At 67.6% G+C, this 25,266-nt stretch carries 26 protein-coding genes; 11 read left to right on the top strand and 15 right to left on the bottom strand.

Annotation, left to right across the window (positions count from 1 at the left end):
- Window positions 1-25 precede the first annotated feature (25 nt).
- Entirely contained in the window at window positions 26-1,567 is a 1,542-nt protein-coding gene (locus QQK83_RS05235) for a YifB family Mg chelatase-like AAA ATPase (protein WP_284262354.1), read from the top strand.
- A 139-nt stretch (window positions 1,568-1,706) separates the two neighbouring features.
- Here QQK83_RS05235 and gshB read toward each other — a convergent pair whose 3' ends face one another.
- From gshB to rsmI, 3 genes are all read right to left on the bottom strand, one after another.
- The gene (gene gshB, locus QQK83_RS05230; protein WP_284262353.1) at window positions 1,707-2,639 is read right to left on the bottom strand and encodes a glutathione synthase; all 933 of its coding nucleotides are present in this window, start codon (window positions 2,637-2,639) and stop codon (window positions 1,707-1,709) included.
- A 69-nt stretch (window positions 2,640-2,708) separates the two neighbouring features.
- Window positions 2,709-3,065 carry a YraN family protein gene (locus QQK83_RS05225; protein ID WP_284262352.1) on the bottom strand — a complete coding sequence of 119 codons (357 nt, stop codon included), beginning with the start codon at window positions 3,063-3,065 and terminating at the stop codon, window positions 2,709-2,711.
- A complete protein-coding gene (gene rsmI, locus QQK83_RS05220; protein ID WP_284262350.1) occupies window positions 3,062-3,955 on the bottom strand; it encodes a 16S rRNA (cytidine(1402)-2'-O)-methyltransferase in 894 nt (297 codons plus the stop codon). Before rsmI ends, QQK83_RS05225 begins: the two co-directional genes overlap by 4 nt.
- A 115-nt stretch (window positions 3,956-4,070) precedes the next feature.
- On the opposite strand from rsmI, the gene QQK83_RS05215 reads away from it, so the two are divergent.
- Genes QQK83_RS05215 through murJ form a run of 3 tightly spaced genes read left to right on the top strand, consistent with a single transcriptional unit; the run spans window position 4,071 to window position 9,637 of the window.
- Window positions 4,071-5,237 carry a penicillin-binding protein activator gene (locus QQK83_RS05215; protein WP_284262349.1) on the top strand — a complete coding sequence of 389 codons (1,167 nt, stop codon included), beginning with the start codon at window positions 4,071-4,073 and terminating at the stop codon, window positions 5,235-5,237.
- The gene (locus QQK83_RS05210) at window positions 5,197-8,025 is read left to right on the top strand and encodes a [protein-PII] uridylyltransferase (protein WP_417750333.1); all 2,829 of its coding nucleotides are present in this window, start codon (window positions 5,197-5,199) and stop codon (window positions 8,023-8,025) included. Before QQK83_RS05215 ends, QQK83_RS05210 begins: the two co-directional genes overlap by 41 nt.
- Before the next feature lies 1 nt (window position 8,026).
- Window positions 8,027-9,637 (top strand): murein biosynthesis integral membrane protein MurJ, encoded by a 1,611-nt coding sequence (murJ, locus tag QQK83_RS05205; RefSeq protein WP_284262348.1) that lies wholly within the window; start codon window positions 8,027-8,029, stop codon window positions 9,635-9,637.
- A 99-nt stretch (window positions 9,638-9,736) separates the two neighbouring features.
- Here murJ and QQK83_RS05200 read toward each other — a convergent pair whose 3' ends face one another.
- Entirely contained in the window at window positions 9,737-10,420 is a 684-nt protein-coding gene (locus QQK83_RS05200) for a rhomboid family intramembrane serine protease (protein WP_284262347.1), read from the bottom strand.
- Window positions 10,421-10,518: 98 nt separating this feature from the next.
- Here QQK83_RS05200 and trpS point away from each other — a divergent pair, with 98 nt between their 5' ends.
- Window positions 10,519-11,544, top strand: coding sequence for a tryptophan--tRNA ligase (trpS, locus tag QQK83_RS05195; protein WP_284262346.1), 1,026 nt, complete (start codon window positions 10,519-10,521; stop codon window positions 11,542-11,544).
- A gap of 92 nt (window positions 11,545-11,636) precedes the next feature.
- On the opposite strand, the gene QQK83_RS05190 is transcribed toward trpS, so the two are convergent.
- From QQK83_RS05190 to QQK83_RS05145, 10 genes are all read right to left on the bottom strand, one after another.
- Window positions 11,637-12,416, bottom strand: a complete 780-nt coding sequence (locus QQK83_RS05190; RefSeq protein WP_284262344.1) for a succinate dehydrogenase iron-sulfur subunit — start codon at window positions 12,414-12,416, stop codon at window positions 11,637-11,639.
- A 29-nt stretch (window positions 12,417-12,445) separates the two neighbouring features.
- Window positions 12,446-12,748 carry a hypothetical protein gene (locus QQK83_RS05185; RefSeq protein ID WP_284262343.1) on the bottom strand — a complete coding sequence of 101 codons (303 nt, stop codon included), beginning with the start codon at window positions 12,746-12,748 and terminating at the stop codon, window positions 12,446-12,448.
- Window positions 12,745-13,026 carry a hypothetical protein gene (locus tag QQK83_RS05180; RefSeq protein ID WP_284262342.1) on the bottom strand — a complete coding sequence of 94 codons (282 nt, stop codon included), beginning with the start codon at window positions 13,024-13,026 and terminating at the stop codon, window positions 12,745-12,747. Before QQK83_RS05180 ends, QQK83_RS05185 begins: the two co-directional genes overlap by 4 nt.
- On the bottom strand, window positions 13,026-14,846 hold the full coding sequence (sdhA, locus tag QQK83_RS05175) for a succinate dehydrogenase flavoprotein subunit (RefSeq protein ID WP_284262341.1): 1,821 nt from the start codon (window positions 14,844-14,846) through the stop codon (window positions 13,026-13,028). The genes QQK83_RS05180 and sdhA overlap by 1 nt, the downstream gene beginning before the upstream one ends.
- Window positions 14,847-14,853: 7 nt before the next feature.
- On the bottom strand, window positions 14,854-15,225 hold the full coding sequence (gene sdhD / locus QQK83_RS05170) for a succinate dehydrogenase, hydrophobic membrane anchor protein (protein WP_284262340.1): 372 nt from the start codon (window positions 15,223-15,225) through the stop codon (window positions 14,854-14,856).
- 11 nt (window positions 15,226-15,236) lie between these two features.
- The gene (gene sdhC, locus QQK83_RS05165) at window positions 15,237-15,620 is read right to left on the bottom strand and encodes a succinate dehydrogenase, cytochrome b556 subunit (RefSeq protein ID WP_284262338.1); all 384 of its coding nucleotides are present in this window, start codon (window positions 15,618-15,620) and stop codon (window positions 15,237-15,239) included.
- 205 nt (window positions 15,621-15,825) lie between these two features.
- Complete coding sequence (locus QQK83_RS05160; protein WP_284262336.1) at window positions 15,826-16,881, bottom strand: MaoC family dehydratase; 1,056 nt, start codon at window positions 16,879-16,881, stop codon at window positions 15,826-15,828.
- A gap of 2 nt (window positions 16,882-16,883) precedes the next feature.
- Window positions 16,884-17,087: a DUF1737 domain-containing protein gene (locus QQK83_RS05155; RefSeq protein WP_284262335.1), complete on the bottom strand. Its 204-nt coding sequence runs from the start codon at window positions 17,085-17,087 to the stop codon at window positions 16,884-16,886.
- Window positions 17,088-17,094: 7 nt separating this feature from the next.
- Window positions 17,095-17,652 carry an NnrU family protein gene (locus QQK83_RS05150; protein ID WP_284262334.1) on the bottom strand — a complete coding sequence of 186 codons (558 nt, stop codon included), beginning with the start codon at window positions 17,650-17,652 and terminating at the stop codon, window positions 17,095-17,097.
- On the bottom strand, window positions 17,652-18,518 hold the full coding sequence (locus QQK83_RS05145) for an HpcH/HpaI aldolase/citrate lyase family protein (protein WP_284262333.1): 867 nt from the start codon (window positions 18,516-18,518) through the stop codon (window positions 17,652-17,654). Before QQK83_RS05145 ends, QQK83_RS05150 begins: the two co-directional genes overlap by 1 nt.
- 283 nt (window positions 18,519-18,801) lie before the next feature.
- Here QQK83_RS05145 and QQK83_RS05140 point away from each other — a divergent pair, with 283 nt between their 5' ends.
- On the top strand, window positions 18,802-19,110 hold the full coding sequence (locus tag QQK83_RS05140; RefSeq protein ID WP_284262332.1) for a hypothetical protein: 309 nt from the start codon (window positions 18,802-18,804) through the stop codon (window positions 19,108-19,110).
- A 6-nt stretch (window positions 19,111-19,116) separates the two neighbouring features.
- Here the strand turns inward: QQK83_RS05140 and QQK83_RS05135 are convergent, their stop codons facing one another.
- Window positions 19,117-19,869: a sulfite exporter TauE/SafE family protein gene (locus tag QQK83_RS05135; RefSeq protein WP_284262331.1), complete on the bottom strand. Its 753-nt coding sequence runs from the start codon at window positions 19,867-19,869 to the stop codon at window positions 19,117-19,119.
- A gap of 147 nt (window positions 19,870-20,016) precedes the next feature.
- On the opposite strand from QQK83_RS05135, the gene mdh reads away from it, so the two are divergent.
- The 5 genes from mdh to QQK83_RS05110 form a co-directional block, all read left to right on the top strand.
- Complete coding sequence (gene mdh / locus QQK83_RS05130; protein WP_284262330.1) at window positions 20,017-20,979, top strand: malate dehydrogenase; 963 nt, start codon at window positions 20,017-20,019, stop codon at window positions 20,977-20,979.
- A gap of 43 nt (window positions 20,980-21,022) precedes the next feature.
- Window positions 21,023-21,679: a class I SAM-dependent methyltransferase gene (locus QQK83_RS05125; protein WP_284262329.1), complete on the top strand. Its 657-nt coding sequence runs from the start codon at window positions 21,023-21,025 to the stop codon at window positions 21,677-21,679.
- A 113-nt stretch (window positions 21,680-21,792) separates the two neighbouring features.
- A complete protein-coding gene (gene pepT, locus QQK83_RS05120) occupies window positions 21,793-23,025 on the top strand; it encodes a peptidase T (protein ID WP_284262327.1) in 1,233 nt (410 codons plus the stop codon).
- Window positions 23,026-23,207: 182 nt separating this feature from the next.
- Entirely contained in the window at window positions 23,208-24,401 is a 1,194-nt protein-coding gene (gene sucC / locus QQK83_RS05115; RefSeq protein ID WP_284262326.1) for an ADP-forming succinate--CoA ligase subunit beta, read from the top strand.
- A gap of 789 nt (window positions 24,402-25,190) precedes the next feature.
- Window positions 25,191-25,266 (top strand): uL14 family ribosomal protein (locus QQK83_RS05110; RefSeq protein ID WP_284262429.1); only part of this gene is annotated, 76 nt, incomplete at its 3' end.

Below are 25,266 nucleotides of genomic sequence, written 5' to 3'. Positions count from 1 at the left end.
AACGCCTCTCGCGTAGGCGTTAACCATGTTCGACGCCATGCGCCCCGAAAACCTCGCCCGCATCCACACCGTCGCCTTCGAGGGGCTCGAGGCACGGCGGGTCGAGGTGCAATGCGCCGTCACCCCCGGCGTGCCCGCCTTCGCGGTGGTGGGCCTGCCCGACAAGGCCGTGTCCGAGGCACGCGAGCGGGTGCGCACCGCGCTTTCGGCCATGGCCATCGCGCTGCCCTCCAAACGGATCACCGTGAACCTGTCGCCCGCCGACCTGCCCAAGGAAGGCTCGCATTTCGACCTGCCCATCGCGCTGGCGCTTCTGGCAGCCCTCGACATCGTGCCGCGAGACAGGGTGGAAAGCGCCATGGCGCTTGGCGAGCTGTCACTCGACGGCACGCTGGTCGCCGTCATCGGCGCATTGCCCACCGCGCTTGCCGCGGGCGAGGACGGGCGCGTGCTTTATTGCCCGCAAGGCTGCGGGGCCGAGGCCGCATGGGTCGGAGCTACACCCGTCTTCGCCGCGCCGACGCTGGCCGCCCTGATCGCGCATCTGACCGACCGCCACCCGCTCGACCCGGCCCGACCGGGCGAGGTGCGCGAGGAGGCGCATCTCAAATGCCTCTCCGAGGTCCGCGGACAGGAGCGCGCGAAACGCGCCATCGAGATCGCCGCGGCGGGCCGCCATCACCTGCTGATGGTCGGCAGCCCCGGCTCGGGCAAGTCGATGCTGGCCGCCCGTGTGCCGGGCATCCTGCCACCGCTTTCGGCACCCGAGGCGCTGGAAACCTCGATGATCCACTCGCTTGCGGGGCTGCTCGACGAAGGCGGCATCTCGCGCACGCGCCCCTATCGCGCGCCGCATCACACGGCCTCCATGGCGGCCATCGTGGGTGGCGGGCGTGGCGCGAAACCGGGCGAGATCAGCCTGGCGCACAACGGGGTGCTCTTCCTCGACGAGTTCCCGGAATACCCGCGCGCCGTGCTGGAAACCCTGCGCCAGCCGATCGAGACCGGCGACGTGGTCGTCGCCCGCGCCAATGCCCATGTCACCTATCCCTGCCGGTTCCTGCTGATCGCCGCCGCCAACCCCTGCCGCTGCGGGCAGCTTTATGATGCAGGTCAGACGTGCGGCCGTGCGCCGCTCTGCGGCGAGGATTACATGGGCCGCATCTCGGGCCCGCTGATGGACCGGTTCGACCTGCGGCTGGAGGTGCCGCCGGTGGCCTATGCCGATCTGGACCTGCCCGCCAATGGCGAGAAGAGCACCGACATCGCCGCCCGCGTGCGCGCCGCGCGCGAGGTTCAGGCCGCGCGTTTCGCCGCGCTCGGCTCGGCTGCGCGGGTGAATGCCGATGCCGAAGGGGCGTTGCTCGACGAGATCGCCACACCGGACGAGGCCGGCAAGGCGTTTCTTCTGAAAGCCGCCGACCGGTTCAAGCTGACCGCGCGCGGCTATCATCGCATCCTGCGGCTGGCGCGGACCATCGCCGACCTCGACGGCGACGAGACCGTCGCGCAGCCCCATGTGGCCGAGGCGCTCGGCTATCGGCTGATCGGCACGAAGTCCGGGTAGGGAATCGGAAACCTCGAGGTTTCCGGCGCGGAAAACTGCAGTTTTCCGCAGCCCCGGACCGCAGGCCGGCACAGAGGCCGAACCCTTCGGTCGCGGTCCCGCGACGGGCTTTCCGTGTCGCGGTCCCGCGACGGTGGAGTCAAAGCTTCGCCTCGATCGCCTCCCAGATCTTTTCCGCCACGTTGATCCCGTCGAACCGCTCCAGCTCCTGGATGCCGGTCGGCGAGGTCACGTTGATCTCGGTCAGCCAGCCGCCGATCACGTCGATGCCGACGAAGACCTGCCCCATCTCGCGCAGGCGCGGGCCGATGGCCGCGCAGATCTCGCGCTCGCGCTCGGTCAGGCCGACCTTCTCGGCGCGCCCGCCCACATGCATGTTGGACCGCGTCTCGCCCTCGGCCGGCACCCGGTTGATCGCGCCCACCGGTTCGCCATCGACGAGGATCACGCGCTTGTCGCCCGCGGCGACGTCCGGCAGGAACTTCTGGGCGATCAGCGGCTCGCGGTTCATGCCGGTGAACAGCTCGTGCAGCGAATTGAGGTTGCGGTCGCTTTCCGGCAGGCGGAAGACCCCCGCGCCGCCGTTGCCGTAGAGCGGCTTGAGGATGATGTCGCCATGTTTCTGCTTGAAGGCGCGCAGGACCGAGAGGTCGCGCGCGATGGTGGTGGGCGGCGTGAGCTCGGGGAAATCGAGCACCAACAACTTCTCGGGCGAGTTGCGGACCCAGAACGGGTCGTTCACGACAAGCGTACGCCCCTTCAGCCGGTCCAGCAGATGCGTCGTCGTGATGTAGCCCATGTCGAAGGGCGGGTCCTGCCGCAGCCAGACGACATCGACATCGGCAAGGTCCAGATCGACCGGGTCGCCCAGACGGGCGTGATCGCCCTGCACGCGCTGCACCGTCACGGGCTGCGCCACGGCCATGATCCGGCCCTCGCGGTAGCTCAGGTGGTCGGGCGTGTAGACCCAGAGCTCGTGACCGCGCGCCTGCGCCTCCTCGGCGAGGCGGAAACTGCTGTCCGCGTTGATGTTCACCGACCCGATCGGGTCCATCTGAAAGGCGACCTTCATCGGCTCGCTCCCGCCTGTTGCGTCGCGCCTTGTTTGGCGCGACCGACAGGCGGGCGCAAGCCTGCGTGCTTATGCGGCCTGCAGGGCGTTGGGGATCACGTCGATCCGGCCGCTGCCGTCGACCAGCGCGACATCGAAGCGCATCGGCGTCAGCGACCCCTTGGGAAAGAACCCCAGCGCCGCCTCGGCACTGGCCAGCAGTCGGGCGATCTGGCGCCGGGTCAGATGGGCCGCGGCCGCCGCGAAACTTTTCGACGACTTCACCTCGACGAAGACGACCTCACCGCCCTTTTCGAACACCAGGTCGATTTCGCCCACGGGCCCCCGCCAGCGGCGACAGACCAACCTGTGCCCGGCCCCCTGGTAGGCCCTGAGCACCCGCTCTTCCGCGGCGCGCCCCTTGAGATGCGAGATCAGTCCACTCATCCGTCATCTTCCCGTTTCAGCGCAAGCGCGCGTTGGTAGACCTCCCGCCGGGGCAGGCCCAGCGCCTCGGCCACTTCGGCGGCGGCCTCCTTGACACGCAGCCGCCCGAGCGCCGCGACCAGTGCGCCGTCGACATCCGCCTGCGATGGCGCGACCGAGACCGGATGGCCGACCACCAGCACGATTTCGCCCTTGACCGGCGCATCGGCAAGCCCGTCGCGCAATGTGCCCAGCGTGCCGCGCCGCACCTCTTCGAACCGTTTCGTCAATTCCCTGCATAGCGCAGCTTTCCGCCCCTCGCTCCATCTTTCGCACAGCTCGGTTAACAGGCGCTGAATGCGTTTCGGGCTTTCGTAGAGGATCAGCGTGGCCTCGACCGCGCCGATCTCGTCGAGCCAGCGCGCCCTTGCCCCGGCCTGGGCCGGGGGAAAGCCCGCGAAGAGGAACCGGTCCGACGGCAATCCCGACAGGCTGAGCGCGAGGATCGCCGCCGAGGGACCCGGCGCGCCTGTCACCGTGGCCCCCGCCTCGATCGCCGCGCGCGCCAGCTGGTAGCCGGGGTCGGCCACCACCGGTGTCCCGGCCTCCGAGCAATAGGCGACGCTGCGCCCCTGCGCGAGCGCCTCGAGGATGCGCGGGCGCACTGCCGCACCATTGTGGTCATGGTAGGCCCAGAGCGGCCTGTCGCCCGGCTTGATGCCGTGAATTTCCATCAGGTGCCGCAGGGTGCGCGTGTCCTCGGCGGCCAGCACATCGGCGCTGGCCAGGATGTCCAGCGCCCGCAGGGTGATGTCCCGCGCCGCACCGATCGGGGTGGCCACGAGGTAGAGGCCCGGTGCGAGGGCGCTTTCGCGCGCGCGGCCTTGGGCGGTGTGCATCTTGTCTGTCATAAGTGGTGTCTCGCCCATGAAGGCCCCGCGGGTGTTGGCATCGTTTACTTGCCGTGCCTTAGGCCTTAGCCTAGCTCCGACAGGACAGGCAGGGCCCTACGGAGGTTTAAGTTCCATGTTTTCGGTTTCGCGTTCGATCCGCAACCCCTTGCGGTTTCTGGGTGTTGTGCTCGTCGCTGCCTTGGTCGCGGCCTGCCAGGTCAGCGTGCCGGGCGGCACCGCCCCCCGGATCGGCGGACAGACGGTGCAGGTGGCGATGCTGCTGCCCGTCACCTCCACCCAAGGCGGGGACGCCACGATCGCCCGCAGCCTCGAGAACGCGGCGCGCCTCGCCGCCTCCGAGGTGTCGGGCGTGACGGTCGAGATCACGGTCTACGACACCGCGGGCCAATCGGCGCAGGCCGCGGCCGTCGCCCGGCAGGCGGTCCAGGCCGGTGCGGATGTCATCGTCGGCCCGCTCCGGTCGGATGCCGCGGCGGCCGTGGGCGTCGCGGTTGCGAACACCAACGTGCCGGTGCTGAGCTTCTCCAACAACACCGAGATCGCGGGCGGCAATGTCTTCGTGCTGGGCCACACCTTCCAGAACACCGCGGCGCGCGTCGTTTCCTATGCCGCGGCACAGGGACGAAACCGCATCGTGCTGGCCCATGCCCAGAACCTCGCCGGCCAGGTCGCCCGTGACGCGGTGATGCGCGCCGCCCCGACGGCCGGGGCGACGGTGGTCGCCACCGTGCCTTACGAGTTCTCGCAGACCGGTGTGATCAACACCGTGCCGCAGATCGTCTCGGCCGTGCGCGACACCGGGGCGAACGGGCTTATGCTGACCGCCGACAGCGCGGGCGCCCTGCCCTTCTTCGCGCAGCTGCTGCCGGAAAACGGGCTCGACATCGAGGGCGTGCGGGTGATGGGCCTGACCCGCTGGGACACGCCGCCGCAGACGCTGGAACTGTCCGGGCTGCAGGGCGGGTGGTTCGCGGTCCCCGATCCGCAGGCCACCGCCGATTTCAACGCGCGCTACGAGGCCGCCTATGGCGCCGCGCCGCATATCCTGGGCGCGCTCGGCTACGACGCGATCCGGGCGGCGGGCGAAACCGCGGCGACCGTCGGGCGGCTTGGCGTGGCGGACCTGACCGCAAGCTCTGGTTTCCAGGGGGCGAACGGGGTATTCCGACTTCTCGGAGATGGCACAAACCAGCGCGCGATGGCCATCACTCAAGTGATAGACAACCAGGTGGCCGTGATTGACCCCGCCCCAAGACGCCTTGGCGGTTTCGGTTTCTGACCGGAACCCGACGCTTCCCCCCACCCCCTCGGAACCGGGCGAACTGATCGCGCCGGCAGAGCAGATCATGGACGAGGCGGCGCTCTGCGCAGCCCTTGACGCGGCGGTCGCGGGCCTGGGCGACCCGGCCGAGATCCGCCGCGTCGCCACCCAGATCCTGCAGGAGGCGCAGATCGCCGGACGCCACGCGATCGAGCGCAGCATCGAGGCGCGGCCGCTGACCGCGCGGCGCATCACGCGCGCCTATACCCACCTGACCGACGGGCTGGTGCGCGGGGTGCTGCACGTGGCCCGGTCGCATCTGCACCGCAACGACATGCCGAGCGAGACCGAGCGCGTCGCGGTCCTGGCCGTGGGCGGCTACGGCCGGGGCGAGATGGCCCCGTTCTCGGATGTCGACCTGCTGTTCGTGACGCCCTGGAAGCTGACCCCGCATATCGAAAGCGTCATCGAATCGAGCCTCTACATGCTGTGGGATCTTCACATGAAGGTCGGCCACGCGAGCCGCACGGTGAAAGAGTGCCTCAGGCTCGGCAAACAGGACGTGACGATCCGCACCAGCCTGCTGGAGATGCGCTACCTCGCGGGCGAGGAGAGCATCGGCCTCGAGCTCAAGACCGCGCTGCGCGAACAGCTGTTCCGCGGCACGGTGGGCGAGTTCATCGAGGCCAAGCTCGAGGAACGCTCGACCCGGCACAAGAAGCAGGGCGGCCAGCGTTACGTGCTCGAACCCAACGTGAAGGAGGGCAAGGGGGGCCTGCGCGACCTGCAGACCCTCTACTGGATCGCCAAGTACGAGCACGGCGTGCGCACCGCGGCCGAGCTGGTGAACCTCGGGGTGTTCCTGCCCGACGAGTTCGCCGCCTTCGACGCGGCCGAGCGGTTTCTCTGGGCCGTGCGCTGCCACCTGCACCTGATCGCGGGGCGCGCGCAGGACCAGCTGACCTTCGACAACCAGGTCGCGGTCGCAGAGCGGCTGGGCTACACCGACCACTCGGGGCGGCGCGCGGTCGAGCATTTCATGCAGGACTACTTCCGCCACGCCACCCGCGTGGGCGAGCTGACCCGGATCTTCCTGACCGAGCTGGAGGCCCGCCACGTCAAGCAGGAGCCCGCGATCCTCGGCTTCCTGCTGGGCCGGTCGCGCAAGAAGCGGCTGAAGCGCGGCTACGCGCTCAAGCAGAACCGCATCACCCCCGCCGACGAGACGGCGTTTTTCGCCGACAAGCTCAACATCCTGCGGCTCTTCGAAGAGGCGCTGCGCACCGGCTACCTGATCCATCCCGACGCGATGCGGGCGGTCTCGGCCAACCTGGGCAAGATCGACGACGAGATGCGCCGCGACCCCGAGGCGGTAGGCATCTTCCTCGACCTCATGCTCAAGCACGGCAACCCGGAACGCGCGCTGAGAAGGATGAACGAGCTGGGCGTGCTTGCGGCCTTCCTGCCCGAGTTCGCGCCCATCGTCGCCATGATGCAGTTCAACATGTATCACAGCTACACGGTGGACGAGCACACGATCCAGGTGATCTCGACCCTGGCCCAGATCGAGCGCGAGGAGCTGGAGGAAGAGCTGCCGGTCGCCTCGGGCATCCTGAAACGCGGGGTGAACCGCAAGGTTCTGTTCATCGCCAGCCTGCTGCACGACATCGGCAAGGGCCGGAAAGAGGATCACTCGATCGTCGGCGCGCGCATCGCCCGCAGCGTCGCGCCGCGGCTGGGGCTGAAGCCCGCCGAGGCCGACACGGTGGAATGGCTGGTGCGCTACCACCTGCTGATGTCCGACATGGCGCAGAAGCGCGACATCGCCGACCCGCGCACGGTGCGCGACTTCGCCAAGGCGGTGAAGACGCGCGAGCGGCTGGAACTGCTGACCGTGCTGACGGTCTGCGACATCCGCGGGGTCGGGCCGAACACCTGGAACAACTGGAAGGCGACGCTGCTGCGCGGGCTTTACCGCGCCACGGCGACCGCGCTCGACACCGGGCTCGAGGATCTCAACCGCGACAAGCTCGAGGGCGAGGCGAAAAAGGCCCTGCGCACTGCGCTGGAGGGCTGGCCGAAACCCGATCTCAAGGCCGAGATGGACCGCCACTACGGCCCCTACTGGCAGGGTCTCGACCTTGCGACGCAGGTCACCTTCGCCGAGATGCTGCGCGACATCGGCGCCGACGAGATCCGCATCGACACCCGCGAGGACGAGGACCGCGACGCGACCCGCGTCTGTTTCGCCCTGAACGATCACCCCGGCATCTTCAGCCGCCTTGCCGGTGCCCTCAGCCTTGTCGGCGCGAATGTCGTGGACGCGCGGACCTACACCTCCAAGGACGGCTTCGCCACCGCCGTGTTCTGGGTGCAGGACGCCGAGGGCAACCCCTACGAGGCCCGCCGCCTGCCGCGCCTGCGCAACATGATCGACAAGACCCTGAAGGGCGAGGTCATCGCCTCGCGCGAGCTGGAAGGGCGCGAGAAGATCAAGAAGCGCGAGCGCCCCTTCAAGGTGCCCACCAACATCACCTTCGACAACGAAGGCTCCGAGATCTACACGATCATCGAGGTCGACACCCGCGACCGTCCCGGCCTGCTCTACGATCTGACCAAGACGCTGGCGGCCTCGAACATCTACATCTCGTCGGCGGTCATTGCGACCTACGGCGCGCAGGTGGTCGATACCTTCTACGTCAAGGACATGTTCGGCCTGAAGCTCTATACAAAGTCGCGGCAGGAAAGCCTCGAACGCAAGCTGCGCGACGCCATCGCACGCGTGGCCGAGCGGGCGGGCGCCTGACATGAGCGCCACGGCCCGCCCGATCCGCCTGATCTCGGGCTTCATCACCGTGGGCGTCTGGACGCTGGGAAGCCGCCTGCTCGGCTTCGTGCGCGACATCCTGATCGCGGCCTACATGGGCGCGGGCCCCGTGTCGGAGGCCTTCTTCGTCGCCTTCTCGCTGCCCAACATGTTCCGCCGCTTCTTCGCCGAAGGGGCGTTCAACACCGCCTTCGTGCCGATGTTCTCGAAAAAGCTCGAGGCGGGCGACGACCCGCTCGGCTTCGCGCGCGACGCTTTCGCGGGGCTGGCCACGGTGCTGATCGCATTGACGCTTGTCGCGCAACTGGCGATGCCGTGGCTGGTGCTGGCCATGGCGGGCGGCTTCGCGGGCGACGTGCGCTTCGAGCTTGCGGTGGATTTCGGGCGCGTGGCCTTCGGCTACATCCTGTTCATCTCGCTCGCCGCGCTCCTGTCGGGGCTGTTGAACGCGACGGGGCGCTTCGCAGCCGCGGCCGCCGCGCCGATCCTGCTGAACCTCGTGCTGATCGCGGCGCTGGTGCTGGGGGAAAGCGGGCTTCTGAGCGGGGCCGGCATCGACATCGCGTCGGCCCTGCCCGGTGATGACCTGACCGGGCTGCATCACGGAACCTTGCTGGTCTGGGGCACGCTGATCGCGGGCGTCGCGCAGCTGGCGCTGGTCTGGATCGCGGCGGCGCGCAGCGGCTTCCGGCTCCTGCCGCGCATGCCCCGGCTGACGCCGGACATGCGGCGGCTTGCCGTCATCATGCTGCCCGCGATGCTGGCGGGCGGAGTTGTCCAGATCAACCTGCTGGTCGGGCGACAGGTCGCCAGTTTCTTCGATGGCGCGATCGTCTGGCTCAGCCTCGCCGACCGGCTCTACCAGCTGCCGCTGGGCGTCGTCGGCATCGCCATCGGCATCGTGCTTCTGCCGGACCTGTCGCGCCGCCTTGGCGCGGGCGACGAGGCGGGCGGGCGCCACGCCCTCAGCCGCGCGGGCGAGATCAGCCTTGCCCTCACCGTGCCCGCCGCCGTGGCGCTTTGCGTCATCCCGACGCCGCTCGTGTCGGTGCTCTTCGAACGCGGCGCCTTCACCGCCGACGACACGGTCCAGACCGCACTGGCGCTGGCGGCCTACGGGCTCGGCCTTCCGGCCTTCGTGCTGCAAAAGGTGCTGCAACCGCTCTACTTCGCGCGCGAGGATACGCGCAGCCCCTTCCGCTACGCCCTCGTCGCCATGGTGGTGAACGCAGTGGTCGCCATCGGGCTGGCCTTTGCCATCGGCTTCGTCGGCGCGGCGCTGGCGACCAGTGTCGCGGCCTGGACGATGGTCTGGCTGCTGCTGCGCGGCAAGCGCGGCATGGGCACGGTCGCCACCTTCGACGACCGCTACCGCGCGCGCGTCGGGCGCATCGTGCTGGCGTCGCTGCTGATGGGGGTCGTGCTGGTCATCCTCTCGACGCTGCTGATCCCGCTTCTGGGAACACCGGGCTGGCGCTACCCCACCCTCGCGCTGCTCGTGACGCTGGGCATCGTGACCTACGGCATTGCCGGTCAGGCGGTCGGCGCCTTCCGCATCTCCGAATTCCGCAGCGCGCTGCGCCGTCGTTAAAGCATGTTGCGCAAAAGTGGGACCGGTTTTGCGCGCCTCGAACATGCGAAATCAAACCGTCGGAGCGGTGCGCGTGAATACGAATGAACGCGACCCGCTCTAACGCGACCGCATCCGATCAAGCACCCGCCGCCACCCGCCGGGGCTGAGGACGAAGGACATCAGGAACCCGGCGGCAAAGCCCGACAGGTCGGCCACAACGCTGCCGAACTCGCCGTTGATCAGGCCGAACAGCACCTGGATCGCCAGAAGCGCCCCGATCAGGCCAAAGGCGCGGTAGCGGCTGGAGCCGCGCACCGTCGCCTCGGTCCACATCATGAAGGTGAAGGCCCCGATCAGCCCGTAAACCCCCGGATAGCCGCCCACCAGCGGATAGGGGCTGTCCATCAGGCCCACGAAGCCCAGCGCCCCCACGATGGACGACCCGAGGAACAGCGCCACGAAGGCCAGCGGCGAAAACACCTCGGCCACCATCTTGCCGATGGCCAGCACGAAGACCACGACGAACCCCGCGTGGACAAAGCCCGTGTGGATCAGCGGATAGGTGACAAGGCGCAACAGCTCCTCGGGCGGGTAGATCCCGTTTTGCCACATGAAGCGCGCGACCTCGTCAAAGATGCCGTAGTCGCGGATCGCGTCGAGCCGCCAGCCGACACCGCCCTGCCCGCCGAGCAAGCCCGCCGTCGCCGCCTGGAACATCAGTTCCAGCCCGAAGATCACGACCGAAAGGGCCACCACCACGGGCGGCAGCGCGTTGAAGGGCGAGACGTTGTGGTTCTCCATGCGCACGGCCTTCGGTTGACGCCATTTGCCCCCGTGGGTAAGCGATGCGGCGGCGCTTGGCCAGAGGGGCGGGCGCGCGACAAGGCCGAGGGACCAGCATGACAGAGACGCAGTTCACCCCCCGCGTGTTCTCGGGCATCCAGCCCTCGGGCGGGCTGACGCTGGGCAATTATCTCGGCGCGATGAAACGCTTCGTCACGATGCAGGACGAAGGCAGTTTCGAAACCATCTACTGCATGGTCGACCTGCACGCGATCACCGCGCGCCTGGTTCCGGCAGACGAGTTGCGGCACAACACGCGCGAACTCTGCGCAGGTTTCATCGCGGCGGGGATCGACCCCGAAAAATCCATCCTCTTCAACCAGTCCCAGGTGCCCGAGCACGCGCAACTGGCCTGGATCTTCAACTGCGTCGCGCGCATGGGCTGGATGGGCCGCATGACCCAGTGGAAGGACAAGGCCGGCAAGAACGCCGAAGCCGCCTCGCTAGGCCTCTTCGCCTATCCCGCGCTGATGGCCGCCGACATCCTCGTCTACCACGCCACGCATGTGCCCGTGGGCGAGGACCAGAAACAGCACCTCGAACTGACGCGCGACATCGCGGCCAAGTTCAACCATGACTACGGCGTCGAGTTCTTCCCCGTCACCGAGCCGGTGATCGAGGGGGCCGCGACCCGCGTGATGAACCTTCAGGACGGGACGAAGAAGATGTCCAAGTCCGACCCCTCGGACAAGACGCGCATCAACCTGACCGACGATGCCGACGCCATTGCGAAGAAGATCCGCAAGGCCAAGACCGACCCCGAGCCGCTGCCCGAGGCCGTGGCGGGGCTGGAGGGGCGGCCCGACGCGCGCAACCTCGTGAACATCTTCGCCGCGCTGGCCGACATCACGCCGCAGGCGGTGCTGGATCAGCACGCGGGCGCGCTTTTCGGGCATTTCAAGATGGCGCTGGCCGATCTGGCCGTCGACAAGCTCGCCCCGATCTCGACCGAGATGTCGCGGCTCATGGCCGACCCCGCCGAGATCGACCGCATCCTCGGCCGCGGGGCCGAGCGGGCGCGCGAGATCACGGTGCCGATCCTTCAGCAGACATACGACATCGTGGGAATGCTGCGCAGCTGACGAAAAAGCCCCGCCCGGTTCCGGGCGGGGCTTCTGCGATTATTCGTACGAATAATCGCATATACGAATTTTCGTACGAAAATTCGGGCCGCTCACAGCCGCCGTTCGACCATCATCTTCTTGATCTCGGAAATCGCCTTGGCCGGGTTCAGCCCCTTGGGGCAGGTCTTGGCGCAGTTCATGATCGTGTGGCAGCGATACAGCTTGAACGGATCTTCCAAGTCGTCCAGCCGCTCGCCCGTCGCCTCGTCCCGGCTGTCGATGATCCAGCGATAGGCATGCAGCAGCGCCGCCGGCCCGAGGTAACGGTCCCCGTTCCACCAGTAGCTCGGGCAGGAGGTCGAGCAGCAGGCGCACATCACGCATTCGTAAAGCCCGTCGAGCTTCTCGCGGTCCTCGACCGATTGGCGCCATTCATGCTCGGGCGACGAGGTCTTGGTCTCGAGCCAGGGCATGATGCTTTCATGCTGCGCGTAGAAATGCGTCAGGTCCGGGATCAGGTCCTTGACCACCGGCATGTGCGGCAAGGGGTAGATCTTCACGTCGCCCTTCACCTCGTCCATGCCGTAGATGCAGGCCAGCGTGTTGATCCCGTCGATGTTCATCGCGCAGGAGCCGCAGATCCCCTCGCGGCAGGAGCGGCGGAAGGTCAGGGTCGGGTCGATCTCGTTCTTGATCTTGATCAGCGCGTCCAGGATCATCGGGCCGCAGGTGTCCATGTCGACCCAGTAGGTGTCGACGCGCGGGTTCTCGCCGTCATCGGGGTTCCAGCGGTAGATCTGGAACTTGCGCAGGTTGGTCGCGCCTTCGGGCTTGGGCCAGGTCTTGCCCGTGCGGATACGGGAGTTCTTGGGAAGGGCCAGTTCAACCATGGATCATGTCCTCCGGGTCTGGTCGGGGTTCACAGGATCAGGGGCCGCGTGGGCCCCGAACCGGTGAACTCGCGGAAACAGGTGTCATAGACGAGATAGGGGTCGCGCCCCTGGATAAAATCGCTCGTGATCGTCACGCCAAGGCTGGCCGAGGGGCCGCCGGACCCCACGCCCAGACCGATGCTGCCGCGCGGTGCCACGGCAAGGCGGGCGCGCTCGCTGCAGCGTTCATAGGCCTGCTCGGGGCTCAGGCTTTGCGCACAGCCCGCAAGCGCGATCAGCGCGGCACCAAGGGCGATAAAGCCCGTCACAGGGGCCGCGCGCCGGGTCATTGCAGCGCCGCCGCGACGCAGCCAAGGGCGGCTTCGCCCTCGGCCATGTTGGCGATGATCGCCTGTTGCGTCTGCACGTCGCCCTCGGCCGCGACCAGGGCCGCGACCTCTTCCTCGCTCATGCGCGTGGTGTAGCACTCGGCCACATGCGCGCTGATCGCGGCGTCGAAGCCGCCCTCGACGATCGAGGCCGCGATCATGTCATGCGCGCGCTCACGCCCGGATTGCGCATGGGCCGCACCGGCCATCACCACGAAAAGGGCAAGGGCGAGCCGCATCAATACACGCGCGCCTTGGGCTTGATCTTCTCGAGGTCGATACCGCCCTCGTTATGACCGATCAGCGGGTTCAGATGCACCGGGCGATAGCTCAGCTCGACCCTGGCGCCATCGACCGTCGCCAGCGAATGCTTGCGCCACTCGGCGTCGTCGCGGTCCGGGTAATCCTCGTGCGCATGCGCGCCGCGGCTTTCCTTGCGCGCCTCGGCCGAAACGATGGTGGCCATCGCGTTCGGCATGAGGTTGGTCAGCTCGAGGGTTTCCATCAGGTCCGAGTTCCAGATCATCGACCGGTCGGTGACATGCAGATCGTCGAGCTTCGAGGCCACGCCCTTCATCTTCTCGACACCCTCGGCCAGCGTCTTGTCGGTGCGGAAGACGGCGGCGTCGGCCTGCATGGTCTTCTGCATCTCGAGCCGCAGCTCGGCGGTGGGCGTGCTGCCCGAGGCGTGGCGGATGTCGTCGAAGCGCGACAGCGCCATGTCGAGCGAGGCCTTGGGCACATCCGGCACCGCGCTGTCGGGGTCCACCACCTCGCCCGCCTTGATCGCGGCGGCGCGGCCGAAGACCACCAGGTCGATCAGCGAGTTCGAGCCGAGGCGGTTCGCGCCATGCACCGATGCACAGCCCGCCTCGCCCACGGCCATCAGGCCCGGCACGATCGCGTCGGGGTTCTCGGCGGTCGGGTTGAGGACCTCGCCCCAGTAGTTCGTCGGAATGCCGCCCATGTTGTAATGGACCGTGGGCAGAACCGGGATCGGTTCCTTGTTCACGTCCACGCCTGCGAAGATGCGTGCCGATTCACTGATGCCCGGCAGGCGCAGCGCCAGCGTTTCCGGCGGCAGGTGGTTGAGGTGCAGGTGAATGTGATCGCCATCCTTGCCCACGCCGCGACCCTCGCGGATCTCCATGGTCATGCAGCGGCTGACGACGTCGCGGCTGGCCAGGTCCTTGTAGGTCGGCGCATAGCGTTCCATGAACCGCTCGCCCTCGGAGTTGGTCAGGTATCCGCCCTCGCCGCGCGCGCCCTCGGTGATCAGGCAGCCCGCGCCGTAGATGCCGGTGGGGTGGAACTGCACGAACTCCATGTCCTGCAGCGGAAGGCCCTGACGGGCCACCATGCCGCCGCCGTCGCCGGTGCAGGTATGCGCCGAGGTCGCGCTGAAATAGGCGCGGCCATAGCCGCCCGTCGCCAGCACCACCATCTTGGCGCGGAACACGTGCATCGTGCCGTCATCCAGCTTCCACGCCACGACGCCGACGCAAGCGCCCTCGTCGTTCATCAGAAGGTCGGTGGCGAAATACTCGATGTAGAATTCGGCCTTCTGCTTCAGCGACTGGCCGTAGAGCGTGTGCAGGATTGCGTGGCCGGTCCGGTCGGCGGCGGCGCAGGTGCGCTGCACCGGCGGGCCTTCGCCGAACTCGGTCGTGTGACCGCCGAAGGGGCGCTGGTAGATCTTGCCGTCCTCGGTGCGCGAGAAGGGAACGCCGTAATGCTCCAGCTCGTAGACCGCCTTGGGCGCCTCGCGCGCGAGGTATTCCATCGCGTCCGTGTCGCCCAGCCAGTCCGACCCCTTCACGGTGTCGTACATGTGCCAGTGCCAATGGTCCGGCCCCATGTTGCCGAGGCTGGCCGCGATGCCGCCCTGCGCCGCAACCGTGTGCGACCGGGTCGGAAAGACCTTGGAGATGCAGGCCGTCTTCAGGCCCTGCTCGGCCATGCCCAGCGTCGCGCGCAGGCCGGCACCGCCGGCGCCGACGACGACGACGTCATAGCTGTGGGTGTTCAGGTCATAGCTCGGGGAAACGGTATCTTTCATCGGATCCTCAAAGTGCAATCTGCGCCAGCGCCACGACACCGCCCGCGGCAAGCCCGTAGCAGAGGATGGTCGTGGCGATCAGGCCGATCTTGCGGCCAAGCCCGCGGATATAGTCCTCGATCAGCACCTGCATGCCCAGGCGCATGTGGTGCATCCCCACCACCAAGTAGGCCGCCACGATCAGCGCCGGGATCGGGCGCGACAGGCTGGCCACCACCTCGGCATGGGGCTGGCCCAAGAGGCCGCCGACGATGCCGAGAAAGAAGGGGGTCAGGATCAGCAGCGCCACCGAGGTGACGGTCATCGTCCAGTGATGCTCCGTCCCGGTCTTGGCCGAGCCGAGACCCGTGACGCGCTTGCGGTCGGTCATGTAGGCCATGGGATCCTCCGTCAGATCGCGATGAGGGTCAGGAAGGTCAGCGCGACCGATCCGATGATCATCGCCCAGCCCATCTTGTCCGAGGTTTCGACGTCGAGGCCGCGGCCCGTGTCCCAGACCAGGTGCCGCACGCCGCCCAGCGCGTGATACCACAGCGCCAGCACCGACAGCGACATCACGATGTCGCCCAGGACCGAGGTGATCAGCCCGTCGATCGTTTCGAAATAGGCGGCGCCGCTGGCGGCGGCCATCAGCCACCACACGACAAGGATCGCGCCCACGATCAGCCCGTTGCCGGTGATGCGCACGAAGATCGAGGTGATGGAGTTGAGCTGCGGACGGTAGATCTGCAGATGCGGGGAAAGCGGCCGGTTCCCCCGGTTCACGTCGGCCATGGCTAAGGACCCTTCCGGTTGTTCAAGGTCTGGCGGTTGTCGCCGTAATGAATAGCGAGTTTTACATGCCTGTCACGGGGTTGCCCGGACGATTTCACGGGGTGACTTGGGTCTTAACGCCGCAGATGCGGCTTTCGTGATCACAGATACAAAAAGTGTGATCACGAAAGCCGGCCCGACAGGGGATATCCCTGCCGGGCCGTGTTCAAAGCGGCATCAGCGCCCAGTAATCGAGGTCGAGCAGCACATGCGGCAGGTATTTGCCCTCCGCATCCTTCAGTTCTCCCACCCGGCGATCCTCGTTCACCGCCACGAGCCGCAGCCGGATCGCACCGACGCCGGGCGCGGCGGTCTCGGCGGTGTCCAGCACCTCGGACCAGGCCCGCAGCGTGTCGCCCGCGAAACAGGGGTTGGCATGGCTGCCGCCGTTGATCGCCACGATCATCTGCGCGTTGGCCAGCCCGTTGAAACTCAGCGCGCGCGCCATCGACATGACGTGCCCGCCGTAGATCAGCCGCCGCCGGTCGGCGCGCGGGGTCACGTCGAAATGCGTCTTCGACGTGTTCTGCCACAGCCGCGTGGCCATCATGTGTTCGGCTTCCTCGATGGTCACGCCATCGACATGGTCGATGACCTCGCCCACCGCGTAATCGCCAAGGCGGTGCGGCTCACCGGCCAGCGTGCAGTCATAGCCCGAGAAATCCAGCCCCTCGGGCAGGATCAGCGTGGCCGGATCGACGACGCGCGACAGTTCGGGCACCACCGCCTCGGGCGCGGGCGCCTCAACGTCGTTCTTGCGCACCATCACCCAGCGCACGTACTCCAGCACCAGCTCGCCGCGCTGGTTGTGCCCCTCGGTCCGCACGTAGACGACGCCGGTCTTCCCGCTCGAGTTCTGCTTCAGCCCGATCACCTCGGACCGCGCCCGCAGCGTGTCGCCGGGCCAGACCGGGCGATGGAACCGCCCCTCGGCATAGCCGAGATTGGCCACCGCGTTCAGCGAGACATCGGGCACCGTTTTCCCGAACACCGTATGAAAGGTGATCATGTCGTCCATCGGGCTTTCGTGCAGCCCGCAGGCCCGCGCGAACTCGTCCGAGGACTGGATCGCGTGCCGCGCCGGGTAGAGCGCGTGATAAAGCGCCCGCTCCCCGCCCGAGACCGTGCGCGGCACCGCATGCTCGATCACCTGCCCGACGCTGTAATCCTCGAAGAAACGGCCGGGGTTGGTCTTGGACGCGCTGCGCTGATCCTTGGGCATGGTCACTGCTCTCCCAGCTTCATGTCGGGGTGGTAGGGGGCGTCGATGTCCTTCACCACGGCCTGCCCGCAGCGCATCACGCCGCGCGCGGCATCGAAGGACATGACCGGGTCGCCATGCAGCGCCCAGCCCTTCGACAGGGCGTCGGACACCTTGTGGCAGAAGGCCGAGGTGTCATCCTCGGTCAGCAAGCGATAGATCTTCATGAGGCCCTCACATCGGGAAAGGATAGTAACCCAGCCAGGTGTGGATCGCAGCCACCACGCCATAAAGCACCAGCGCCACGACAAGGGCGATGCCGTCGTTCTTCACGCTGGCATTCGCCGGGCGCTCCCATGTCGGCTGCGCCTTGTTGATCAGGATGACCGACACCACAGCCCAGGCCAGCATCGACCCGAACAGGAGGATCGAGGCGAGATCGCCGTTCACCAGCAGGTGTCCCACCGCCCAGGCCTTGACGCCCGTCAGCTGCTTGTGCCGCACCCGCGCCGACATCGTGCCGGGGATCGAGGAGAGGGCGAAGAACCAGAAGCCGATCAGAACCAGCAGATTGGCGATATGCGTCATGAAGGCGGGCGGCACCCAGACATTCACGAAGCCCGCGTTGCGGTAGCCGATGATCAGCAGGATCAGACCGGCCAGCATGACCACGGCCATGATGCCCTTGCCCTTGGCCTCGCCCATCGCGGCGCGGCTGTCGGGCGACAGGCGCTTGAACCAATGCGCCCCCACGAACAGCACGATCCCCAGGATCAGAAGAATGAAACCCATCACGCGGCCTCCCTTTCGGCGATTGCCTCTGCCTTGGCGAGCGTCGCGCGCGCCGTGTCCACATGCAGGTTTTCCACGATCTTGCCGTCCACCACGGCAACCCCCTGCCCCTGCGCCATCGCCTCTTCATAGGCGGCGATCTGGCGGCGGGCGAGCGCGATCTCGTCTTCCGAGGGCGCAAAGGCCGCGTTGGCGATGGCCACCTGCGCGGGGTGGATCAGCGTCTTGCCGTCAAAGCCGAAATCGCGCCCCTCGGCGCATTCGGCGGCAAGCCCCTCTTCGTCCTTGAAGGCGTTGTAGACCCCGTCGACGCAGACGATGCCCGCCGCCCGCGCCGCCAGCAGGCAATGCTGCAACGCCATGTGCATCGCGCCCCGCGTGCGGCAGCCCAGCTCCTTGGCCAGGTCGTTGGTGCCCATCACGAAGCCCGCCATCCGCGGCGCGCCCGCAATCTCGGCGGCGTTCAGGACGCCCTCGGGCGTCTCCATCATCGCCCAGATCGCGGTGTCTTTCGCCGCCGGAATGGCGTCCAGAAGCGCGGCAACCGCCGCGACATCGGCGGCCGAGGCGACCTTGGGCAACAGGATCGCCTCAGGCCCGATGGCGGCAATCGCCGCCAGGTCATCCGCGCCCCAGGCGCTGTCCATCCCGTTGATCCGCACGATCTGCGCGCGGCCCCCGTAGCCGCCTTCGGCCAGCCGCGTGGCCAGCAAGTCGCGCGCGTTGACCTTTTCATCGGCGGCCACCGCATCCTCGAGGTCGAAGATGATGGCATCGACCGGCAGGGTCTTGGCCTTCTCCAGCGCGCGGTCGCGCGAGCCGGGAATATAGAGAACGGAACGGTAGGGGCGGGCACGCAGGTCCATCGGCCTTGTCCTTCATGGCGGCGGCTTTGGCCTCGTGAGGGACCACAGGTCGCGCCGCGATGCAAGGCACAGGATGCCGCGGCGCAGCAAAAAAATTGCGCGCGGAGCGTTCGGAACGAAATAAAACGCCGAATTCGGTGTCGGTTCATCCCGTTTTAACCTTTCAGGCGCAACCCTGCTCAGGACGTGCCGACTCACGGGATGGTGCCGGGCGCGCGGATGGATCGAGACCGGCACGGGGCCGTCACCATCCGTCCTCGCGCCCTGCACGAAAGGCTCCGACATGGGTCACATTCGACTGGCAACCGCGCTTCTGGCCGCTCTCGCGGCAGGCCCCGCCATGGCACAAGGCACCCACACGATGATCTGCGGCGCGCGCGACCAGATCGTCGCGCAACTGGGCAACCGCTACGGCGAACGCGTCCGTTCGATCGGCCTCGCCCCACGCAACCGCATCGTCGAGGTCTTCGCCTCCGACGAAACCGGCAGCTGGACCATCACCATCACCTCGGCAGATGGCACCACCTGCCTGATCGCCTCGGGCGGCTATTTCGAAACGCTGCCGCCCGCGCCACGGGGCGCGCCCCTGTGACGCCGCTCACAGCAGCCCGTCGTGCAGCAGCTTGAGGCCCGTCAGGGCCAGCGCCGTGTAGGTGACGGCGAAGAACAAACGTTCGGGAATGATCTTGTGCGCCCAGACCCCGACATAGGTGCCCACCAATGCAAAGGGGATCAGCGCAAGGCTCCATCCCAGCGTCTGCCAGGTGAAAAGCCCGATCACCGCGTAGATCACCGCCTTCAGCGCGTTGACCACCCAGAACACCATCACCGATGTCGCGTGGTAGCGCGTCTTGTCCACCCCCTCCTGCCCCAGCATGAACACCGCGAAGGGCGGCCCGCCCGCATGGGCCACGAAACTGGCGAACCCCACGCCCATCCCCGCCAGCCAGCCCTTGCGGCGGTCGAAGACCTTGGGCCGGTTGGCGATCAGCCCCCGCGCCATGGCCAGCCGGAACAGCGGAAAGGCCACCGCGATCAGCCCGATCAGCACCCGGATCACATCGCTCGACACCACGAAGAACAGCGCCGCCCCGATCGCCAGCCCCGGCACCGCCCCCGTCAGGATCGCCCGCGCGCCGGGCGCGTGCCAGCGGCCCCAATAGGCCCGCACCGCGGCCAGGTCGATCGCCATCAGCACCGGCAGCATCAGGGCGAGCGCCACCCCCGGCTCCACCACCACCGCGAGAATCGCGGAGCTGGCAAAGCCCAGCGAGCCGCCGAACCCGCCCTTGGAAATGCCCGCCAACAGCGCCCCCGCCGCGGCCAGCACGATCACCCATCCTTCCAGCATGGGCCCTCCTTTCCCAAGGGTTTCAGCGCATTGCCCCCTGCCCTCCGGCCACTGGGGCTTTCCGCCGCGTTGCAGCAGGCTTGCGCGGCTGCGCGCGCAAGGCTAGGCCAAGCGCCGATATCAACGAGGGACTTGGAGATCAATCTCATGGCCAGACCCAAGATCGCGCTTATCGGCGCCGGACAGATCGGCGGCACGCTCGCGCATCTCGCGGCACTCAAGGAACTGGGCGACGTCGTGCTCTTCGACATCGCCGAAGGCGTTCCGCAAGGCAAGGCGCTCGACATCGCCGAGTCCGGCCCGTCGGAAAAGTTCGACGCCAAGCTCAAGGGCACGAACGATTACGCCGACATCGCGGGCGCCGATGTCTGCATCGTCACCGCCGGTGTGCCCCGCAAGCCGGGCATGAGCCGCGACGACCTTCTGGGCATCAACCTCAAGGTCATGAAATCGGTCGGCGAAGGCATCGCCGCCAACGCGCCCGACGCCTTCGTGATCTGCATCACCAACCCGCTCGACGCGATGGTCTGGGCGCTGCAGAAATTCTCGGGCCTGCCCCCGCACAAGGTCTGCGGCATGGCCGGCGTGCTCGACAGCGCCCGCTTCCGCCACTTCCTCGCCGAGGAATTCGACGTCTCGATGAAGGACGTCACCGCCTTCGTTCTCGGCGGCCACGGCGACACCATGGTCCCCTCGGTGCGCTACTCCACCGTCGCGGGCATCCCGCTGCCCGACCTGGTGGAGATGGGCTGGACCACGCAGGAGAAGCTCGACGCCATCGTCCAGCGCACCCGTGACGGCGGCGCGGAAATCGTGGGCCTGCTCAAGACCGGCTCGGCCTTCTACGCGCCCGCGACGTCGGCCATCGAAATGGCCGAGGCCTACCTCAAGGACCAGAAGCGCGTCCTGCCCTGCGCCGCCCATTGCGACGGCGAGTTCGGCCTGAAGAAGATGTATGTCGGCGTCCCCACCGTGATCGGCGCGGGCGGCATCGAGCGCATCGTCGAGATCAAGCTGACCAAGGACGAACAGGCGATGTTCGACAACTCGGTCAACGCCGTGAAGGGCCTTGTCGACGCCTGCAAGCAGATCGACGAAAGCCTCGCCTGATGAGACCCGCGGCGGCCCCGACCATCCGGGGCCGCCGCATCGCATGACGCGCCCCCCCTCCCCCTATCTCGTTCCCGGTTTCTACGACCGCGCCCTCGCTGAGGGCCGCCACCGCGACATCGTCGGCGGCCGCTGGGAGGAAACCGGCCGCCTGCAACTGGCGCTCCTGCAGGCCCACGGGATGCGAGCCCACCACCGGCTTCTGGACATCGGCGCAGGCGCACTGCGGCTGGGCTGCAAGGCCGTGCCCTACCTCGCCCCCGGCCAGTACCACGCCACCGACGCCAGCCGCGCCCTGATGCTGCGCGGCCGCGAGGCCGAGCTGGCCGACCCCGACCGCCTGCCCGAGGGGCAGCTTGTCGAGGATGCCGAGTTCGCCTTTCCCGGCCTGCCCGCCCATGTCGACTACCTGATCGCATGGGGCGTCTTCACCCACCTGCCCCCCGAGCAGACCGCGCAGGCGCTGGCCCGCATCGCCGCGCGCTGGCCCGCGCCGCGGGTGATCCTCTTCACCGTCTTCCTCGCCCCCAAGGGGCAGACCGGGCCGGTCCGCCAACCCGATGGCGTGGTCACGCATCCCGACAGGCCGCCCTGGCACGTCACCGAACGCGCCCTTCACATCATGGCCGAGGTCGCAGGCCTCGCCCCCACCCGTCAACCCGACCGCCTGCCCCGCGGGCAGGCCCTGTTCCGGGCGTGAGGCGGGCGTTTTCCTGCAGGAAAACGAACCCGAAAAACTGCAGTTTTTCGCCCCCCCGTTGACATCCCGCAGCGCCCGACGCCTCATCGCGCCACACCGAACCGGAGACCCCCATGCGCGATTTCGACGCCGAACTGGAACAGCGCCTTGTCCGCTACGCCGCCATCGACAGCCAGTCCGACATGGACAGCCCCGGCAGCCCCTCGACCGCGATCCAGCACCAGATGCTCGACCTCATGGTGGCCGAGCTGACCGGGATCGGCGCGTCCGACGTGGTGAAAACTCCCTACGGCACCGTGCTGGCCACCATCCCCGGCAACGCGCCCGGCCCGACCATCGGCTTTCTCGCCCATGTCGACACCGCGCCGCAGTTCAACGCCACCGGCGTGAAGCCCCGTGTCATCCGCGGCTACAACGGCGGCGCGATCACCTTTCCCGACAACCCCGATCTCGTCCTGACGCCCGAGGAGTTCCCCTATCTCGCCCGGAAGATCGGGCAGGACATCGTCACCGCCTCGGGCACCACGCTTCTGGGCGCCGACGACAAGTCGGGCATCGCCGTCATCATGACCGCAGCCCGGCACCTTCTGGACAACCCCGACCTGCCGCGCCCGACGATCCGCATCGCCTTCACCCCCGACGAGGAGATCGGCCGCGGCGTCCACGCCGACCTGCCCCGCGATCTCGGCGTCGATTTCGCCTATACCTTCGACGGCGGCGACCTGGGCGAGATCGTCTACGAGACCTTCTCGGCCGATTTCGCGGTCGTCACCGTCACCGGCGTCTCGATCCACCCCGGCGAGGCGACCGGCAAGCTGGTCAACGCGATCCACCTCGCCTCCCGCATCGTCGAGACCCTGCCGCAGGCCACCATGACGCCCGAAACCACCGCCGACCGCGAGGGGTTCATCCATGCCGTCGACATGAAGGGCAGCGCCGACCGCATGGTCCTGCGCCTGATCCTGCGCGATTTCGAGCGCGACGGGCTCGAGGCCAAGGGCACCCTTGTCCGGCAGGTCGCCGCCGCCATCGCCGCCACCGAGCCGCGCGCGAGGATCGAGGTCGAGATCACGCCGCAATACCGCAACATGCGCTACTGGCTCGAGGATGACATGACCCCCGTCGACCTCGCCCGCGACGCGCTGCGCGAGATCGGGGTGGAGCCGGTCGAAAACGTAATCCGCGGCGGAACCGACGGCTCGCGCCTGACCGAGATGGGCGTGCCTTGCCCCAATCTCTTCACCGGGCAGCAGAACCTGCACGGGCCGCTGGAATACATTTCCGTGCAGGACATGGCCATAGCCACCCGGCTGATGCTGCAGATCGCCGACCGCGCCGCGCGGTGAGTCGCGGCGGCATACGACGGCATACCGAAATCATCGTAAACTTGTGATCACAGCATTTCTGGCTGTGATCACAAATGTCGCTTTTTTGGCCCAAAGCCCTGTCCTGCGGCAGATTGCCGTTTTATTGCGCCTGTGGGTTGTGCTTATCCCGAGTGAAACACCAGCAACGACGGGACAGTTTCATGAACATTCATGAATACCAGGCGAAGGCACTTCTTCGTCAGTACGGCGCACCGGTCAGCGATGGCCGCGTGGTTCTGAAGGCCGAAGAGGCCAAGACCGCGGCGGGCGAGCTTGACGGGCCGCTCTGGGTCGTGAAGGCGCAGATCCACGCCGGCGGCCGCGGCAAGGGCTCCTTCAAGGAAGCCGACGCCGGCGAAAAGGGCGGTGTGCGCCTCGCCAAATCCGTCGAGGAAGCCGCCGACGAAGCCAAGAAGATGCTCGGCCGCACGCTGGTCACGCACCAGACCGGCCCGGCGGGCAAGCAGGTCAACCGCATCTACATCGAGGACGGCTCGGGCATCGAGCGCGAACTGTATCTCGCGCTGCTCGTGGATCGTCAGACCAGCCGCGTCTCCTTCGTCTGCTCGACCGAGGGCGGCATGGACATCGAGGAGGTCGCCGCCGCGACCCCCGAAAAGATCCTGTCCTTCTCCGTCGATCCGGCCAGCGGCTACCAGCCCTTCCACGGCCGCCGCATCGCCTTTTCGCTGGGCCTGACCGGCAAGCAGGTCAAGGAATGCGTCGCGCTGATGGGCCTTCTCTACAAAGCCTTCGTCGAGAAGGACATGGAGATGCTCGAGATCAACCCGCTGATCGTCACCGACGAGGGCTCGCTCAAGGTGCTCGACGCCAAGCTCGGCTTCGACGGCAACGCGGTCTACCGCCATGCCGATATCGCGGCGCTGCGCGACGAGACCGAGGAAGACCCCAAGGAACTGGCCGCCTCCAAGTATGACCTGAACTACATCGCCCTCGACGGCGAGATCGGCTGCATGGTCAACGGCGCTGGCCTTGCCATGGCGACGATGGACATCATCAAGCTCTACGGCTCGGAACCCGCCAACTTCCTCGACGTGGGCGGCTCGGCCACCAAGGAAAAGGTGACGGAAGCCTTCAAGATCATCACCTCGGACGCCAACGTGAAGGGCATCCTGGTGAACATCTTCGGCGGCATCATGCGCTGCGACATCATCGCCGAAGGCGTGGTCGCCGCGGTCAAGGAAGTGGGCCTCCAGGTCCCGCTCGTCGTCCGCCTCGAGGGCACCAACGTCGAGAAGGGCAAGGAGATCATCAACGCCTCCGGCCTGAACGTCATCGCCGCCGACAACCTCAGCGACGCGGCCGAGAAGATCGTCAAGGCGGTCAAGGGCTGACCGGAACCACCCCGCATGCGCCTGATCCAGATCCATGCCGGCATCCACAAGACCGGGTCCAAGGCGATCCAGCACAGGCTGGCGCGTCTTGCCCCCGATCTGGCCGCGCACGGGGTCGCCCTGCCGAATTTCGGCAGCCGCGGCAACGGACATCATGCGCTTGCGGGGTTCACCACCGCCCCCGAGGCCTGCGCGCAGGCCTGGGGCACCCTCGAAGCGGCGCTCGACGCCGCCCCGCAAGGGCGCGTGCTGCTCAGTTCCGAGCATATGATCGGCGCCGATCCCGAACGGCTCAAGACCGCGCTCGACCGGCTCGGCCCGCATCGGGCCCGGCTCCAGTTCTACGTCCGGCCGCATGTCGCGCTCTTCACCTCGCTCTACCTGCAGCGCGTGAAGGCCGGATCGGCCATCGCCGCCCCCGCGACCCTCGCCGAAACCTATGCGCAGGGCCCCGAATTCGACTACGTCCCCGCCATCGAGCGCTTCATCGAGGTCTTCGGCCCCGAGGCCGTGCAGGTCCGCGAATTCGACCCCGACCGCTTCGACGGCGGCAGCCTGATCGCCGACGCCTTCGCCTTTCTCGACCTGCCCGCGGCGCTGTTGCCCAGGGCGACCGAGGGCGGCGACGAGATCGTCAACCCCACCCCCACCGCCGAACAGGTCGCGCTGCTCCTCGCGCTGGCCCGGCGGCTGCGCCCCGCCCTGCCCGAGGGCCATGACGCCCAGCCGATCCGCAAGGCGCTCTCGACCTTCTTCACCGCGCCGGTCCGGGACGTCGGGAGAAACCAAATGATCCAGATGCAGACCAATCTGGATGTTGCTGACAATTCGGGTGCCCGGAAAGTTCAGTGCATCAAGGTCCTGG

Origin of the sequence: Roseicyclus amphidinii, from assembly GCF_030163755.1 — a bacterium.
In the GTDB taxonomy this organism is placed as follows: Bacteria; Pseudomonadota; Alphaproteobacteria; order Rhodobacterales; family Rhodobacteraceae; genus Roseicyclus; species Roseicyclus amphidinii.
Note: the sequence above shows the minus strand (reverse complement) of the source record. Positions and strands in the feature narration are given on the sequence as shown.

Excerpts from the sequence above, each read along its gene's own strand:
- QQK83_RS05235 (WP_284262354.1), top strand. The coding sequence starts at position 26 with ATGTTCGACGCCATGCGCCCCGAAAACCTCGCCCGCATCCACACCGTC.
- gshB (WP_284262353.1), bottom strand. The coding sequence starts at position 2,639 with ATGAAGGTCGCCTTTCAGATGGACCCGATCGGGTCGGTGAACATCAAC.
- QQK83_RS05225 (WP_284262352.1), bottom strand. The coding sequence starts at position 3,065 with ATGAGTGGACTGATCTCGCATCTCAAGGGGCGCGCCGCGGAAGAGCGG.
- rsmI (WP_284262350.1), bottom strand. The coding sequence starts at position 3,955 with ATGACAGACAAGATGCACACCGCCCAAGGCCGCGCGCGCGAAAGCGCC.
- QQK83_RS05215 (WP_284262349.1), top strand. The coding sequence starts at position 4,071 with ATGTTTTCGGTTTCGCGTTCGATCCGCAACCCCTTGCGGTTTCTGGGT.
- murJ (WP_284262348.1), top strand. The coding sequence starts at position 8,027 with ATGAGCGCCACGGCCCGCCCGATCCGCCTGATCTCGGGCTTCATCACC.
- QQK83_RS05200 (WP_284262347.1), bottom strand. The coding sequence starts at position 10,420 with ATGGAGAACCACAACGTCTCGCCCTTCAACGCGCTGCCGCCCGTGGTG.
- trpS (WP_284262346.1), top strand. The coding sequence starts at position 10,519 with ATGACAGAGACGCAGTTCACCCCCCGCGTGTTCTCGGGCATCCAGCCC.
- QQK83_RS05190 (WP_284262344.1), bottom strand. The coding sequence starts at position 12,416 with ATGGTTGAACTGGCCCTTCCCAAGAACTCCCGTATCCGCACGGGCAAG.
- QQK83_RS05185 (WP_284262343.1), bottom strand. The coding sequence starts at position 12,748 with ATGACCCGGCGCGCGGCCCCTGTGACGGGCTTTATCGCCCTTGGTGCC.
- QQK83_RS05180 (WP_284262342.1), bottom strand. The coding sequence starts at position 13,026 with ATGCGGCTCGCCCTTGCCCTTTTCGTGGTGATGGCCGGTGCGGCCCAT.
- sdhA (WP_284262341.1), bottom strand. The coding sequence starts at position 14,846 with ATGAAAGATACCGTTTCCCCGAGCTATGACCTGAACACCCACAGCTAT.
- sdhD (WP_284262340.1), bottom strand. The coding sequence starts at position 15,225 with ATGGCCTACATGACCGACCGCAAGCGCGTCACGGGTCTCGGCTCGGCC.
- sdhC (WP_284262338.1), bottom strand. The coding sequence starts at position 15,620 with ATGGCCGACGTGAACCGGGGGAACCGGCCGCTTTCCCCGCATCTGCAG.
- QQK83_RS05160 (WP_284262336.1), bottom strand. The coding sequence starts at position 16,881 with ATGCCCAAGGATCAGCGCAGCGCGTCCAAGACCAACCCCGGCCGTTTC.
- QQK83_RS05155 (WP_284262335.1), bottom strand. The coding sequence starts at position 17,087 with ATGAAGATCTATCGCTTGCTGACCGAGGATGACACCTCGGCCTTCTGC.
- QQK83_RS05150 (WP_284262334.1), bottom strand. The coding sequence starts at position 17,652 with ATGGGTTTCATTCTTCTGATCCTGGGGATCGTGCTGTTCGTGGGGGCG.
- QQK83_RS05145 (WP_284262333.1), bottom strand. The coding sequence starts at position 18,518 with ATGGACCTGCGTGCCCGCCCCTACCGTTCCGTTCTCTATATTCCCGGC.
- QQK83_RS05140 (WP_284262332.1), top strand. The coding sequence starts at position 18,802 with ATGGGTCACATTCGACTGGCAACCGCGCTTCTGGCCGCTCTCGCGGCA.
- QQK83_RS05135 (WP_284262331.1), bottom strand. The coding sequence starts at position 19,869 with ATGCTGGAAGGATGGGTGATCGTGCTGGCCGCGGCGGGGGCGCTGTTG.
- mdh (WP_284262330.1), top strand. The coding sequence starts at position 20,017 with ATGGCCAGACCCAAGATCGCGCTTATCGGCGCCGGACAGATCGGCGGC.
- QQK83_RS05125 (WP_284262329.1), top strand. The coding sequence starts at position 21,023 with ATGACGCGCCCCCCCTCCCCCTATCTCGTTCCCGGTTTCTACGACCGC.
- pepT (WP_284262327.1), top strand. The coding sequence starts at position 21,793 with ATGCGCGATTTCGACGCCGAACTGGAACAGCGCCTTGTCCGCTACGCC.
- sucC (WP_284262326.1), top strand. The coding sequence starts at position 23,208 with ATGAACATTCATGAATACCAGGCGAAGGCACTTCTTCGTCAGTACGGC.